Genomic DNA, 2,634 nt, shown 5'->3' with positions numbered 1-2,634 from the left:
CCATTTCCCCTGGCTCTCATCCCGACGCTCACCAAGCACGGGTAGAGCGCGGGGCTTCCCGCCGAGAAGCTAAAAGTGGCTTCCTTTGCAGGAAGCCCCAATTAGAGAACCATTGTATTTCAGGTATTTTTCCGGGAACTTGCGCGCAGACTAAGTTTTGCGATCGCAACTCCGACTCCTTCGGGAAAAAGGGTACAGTTTAACCCGGCACACCGGCATCATTGCTCGGAAAGGGCGCATTGCTCGAACTCGGCTCATTTACACTCAAGCGAGCATCACCCCTGGTGTCATCCACATCCACAGAATACTGCTGCACCAAACTCAACCCTTGCTTGAGCGCCTCCAAACGGTCCATCATCAAGTGATGCGGCGGGAGCATTTCTAAAATACCCAACCGTTGCAGACGGCGCTTAATTTTACCCGTAGCTCCCACAATAATCACCTGACGACCTTTTTCAACCGCTTCGCGCAGAGCATTTTCGATCGCCAGAGAAGAAGTCACGCCCAACAGGGGAACATCGCTGAGATCCAACACCAGAACTTGATATTGCTCGATCGCCATATGTTCGCGCGAGATTGCCTTGGAAACCCCAAAAATCATCGGACCGCTCAAGTGGAACAGCAACACGCGACCATCCGCTTGTTGCAGATAGTATTTTTCTTCCTCGGTTAAGACAATTTCATCATCAGCATCAGTAATTGCCTTCACATCCTTGGCGCGCAAATCGCTCAAGTTTTGAATCGTCAGCAGATTGGCAACGAACACACCAATCCCCACTGCGGCAATCAAGTCCACGAATACGGTGAGTGCGATCACCCCGTACATAATCGCCGCGCCCTTCCAGGACACATTATGAGCGCGTTTCAAAAAGCTCCAGTCAATAATATCGATACCCACTTTCAGCGCGATCCCGGCCAATACCGCCATCGGAATCGGTTCGGTGAGTTGAGCCGCCCACAAGACGACCACCAGCAAAATCGAAGAGCGAGTCAGACCGGAAAGTGCCGTGCGACCCCCAGTTTGGATATTCACCACCGTGCCCATCGTGGCACCCGCGCCGGGAAGACCGCCACACAAACCCGACATTAAATTACCAATCCCTTGACCGATGAGTTCTTTATTTGAATCATGCTCCGTGCGGGTCAAGCTATCGGCAATCACGGAAGTCAGGAGGGAGTCAATGCAGCCCAGCATCGCGAGGACGACTGCATCCACCACCATCGTTTGCAATTGCGGGAAGGTAAATGCCGGCATTTGCAACGTAGGCAGACCGGCTTGGATGACGCCAATCCGGCGGATATCCATATCGGAGAAGAACATCAGGGAAATGACCGTGCCTGCAACTAAGGCAACTAATTGAGGCGGCACAATTCGTTTTAATTTACCTGGCATCAAGAAAATAATGGCCAAGGTCAGCGCCCCCAAAATGGTTTCGGGGAGATTGAGGGTGCTCAAAAACTCCGGCACCTTGCTCAAGGTTGCGAGTACCCCGCCCCCCGGGTTTTCATGTCCGAGAAACGGGCCGATTTGAAGAATAATCATAATCAGGCCAATTCCAGACATGAAGCCCGAAATCACGGTATAGGGCATCAGGGTGATGTATTTTCCCAGACGCAACGCCCCAAACATTATTTGAAAGACCCCGCCCAGCATGACCACGGTAAAGGCCATTGCCATGCCATTTTCGGGATTGTTGACCATCAAGTTGGTGACCACGGCTGCCATCACCACGGTCATCGGGCCGGTCGGTTCGGAAATCAGAGTTGGCGTGCCACCAAACAGCGAGGCAAAAAAGCCCACGCAAACCGCACCGTAAAGACCCGCTTGCGCTCCCGCACCAGAGGAAACCCCGAATGCTAAAGCCATTGGCAGGGAGATAATCGCGGCGGTGACGCCGCCGAATATATCGCCGCGCAAGTTATTGAAATGAATTCGATTTAAGACTCCCATAAGAATTCCATGAATTCCATAATTAAGTCCCACCAGAGTGGGTTATGGGGTTCATAATAAAATGAAATGAAAATTTTGAAAACACTTGTCATAATTTTATTAAATATTTCTTATAGTAAGAATTGCTTAGACGCCGATTTGGGATCGAACGGAAAGGGATAAGGGTTGAGGAAATTCCCAGGGATCGCCGTTTTCTCAACTCCAAGAACCCCGGCGGGGCAAGGAATGCAACTGCTTTACAAAAAAATGCCCCCTCAGCTTGGCTTGGCTGAGGGGTTAATAAATGATTATTTATGGTAGGTATCAAAAAACAATAAGGAGACGGGGTTGAGGGCTTTCACCCAATTAAAATCGAGATTTTTTCTGTGGAGATTTGCCAGAAAACCGAGGCGTAAGGCATCGGGTGGGTAGGGCAAAGAACAGCGGAGTTAATCTTTTCGATAAACCCAGTATTATTACTCAGCTTTGGTGGGCTTTCCGCCCAGGCTACAACTGGAGTGTGCTTTTGCCTAAGACTTTGCGGGGCGGAAAGCCCACCCTACGACTACTACGACTACGAGTAGGGTGGGTAATTCATCGGATACCCGGTTATAAATAAGCAACAAGGGTGCGATTCGTTCCCGCAAAAGTGGAAGGTCAAAAGCCCGAAACGTAAGCGGGGCAAGGAACACAGTCCCTAAAGG

1 protein-coding gene is annotated in these 2,634 nt (G+C 50.5%); it reads right to left on the bottom strand.

Annotated elements, in window-relative coordinates; translation table 11 throughout:
* Positions 1-199 precede the first annotated feature (199 nt).
* Positions 200-1,951 carry a bicarbonate transporter BicA gene (gene bicA / locus LKK83_RS17105; protein ID WP_324632456.1) on the bottom strand — a complete coding sequence of 584 codons (1,752 nt, stop codon included), beginning with the start codon at positions 1,949-1,951 and terminating at the stop codon, positions 200-202.
* Between the last annotated feature and the right edge of the window lie 683 nt (positions 1,952-2,634).

This window comes from Phormidium sp. CCY1219 (genome assembly GCF_035615515.1).
In the GTDB taxonomy this organism is placed as follows: domain Bacteria; phylum Cyanobacteriota; class Cyanobacteriia; order Cyanobacteriales; family Laspinemataceae; genus CCY1219.
The sequence above is the reverse complement of the archived record's forward strand: the minus strand, read 5'-3'. Positions and strand labels throughout refer to the sequence as shown.

Coding starts and splice junctions, on each gene's coding strand:
- bicA (WP_324632456.1), bottom strand. CDS start 1,951: ATGGGAGTCTTAAATCGAATTCATTTCAATAACTTGCGCGGCGATATA.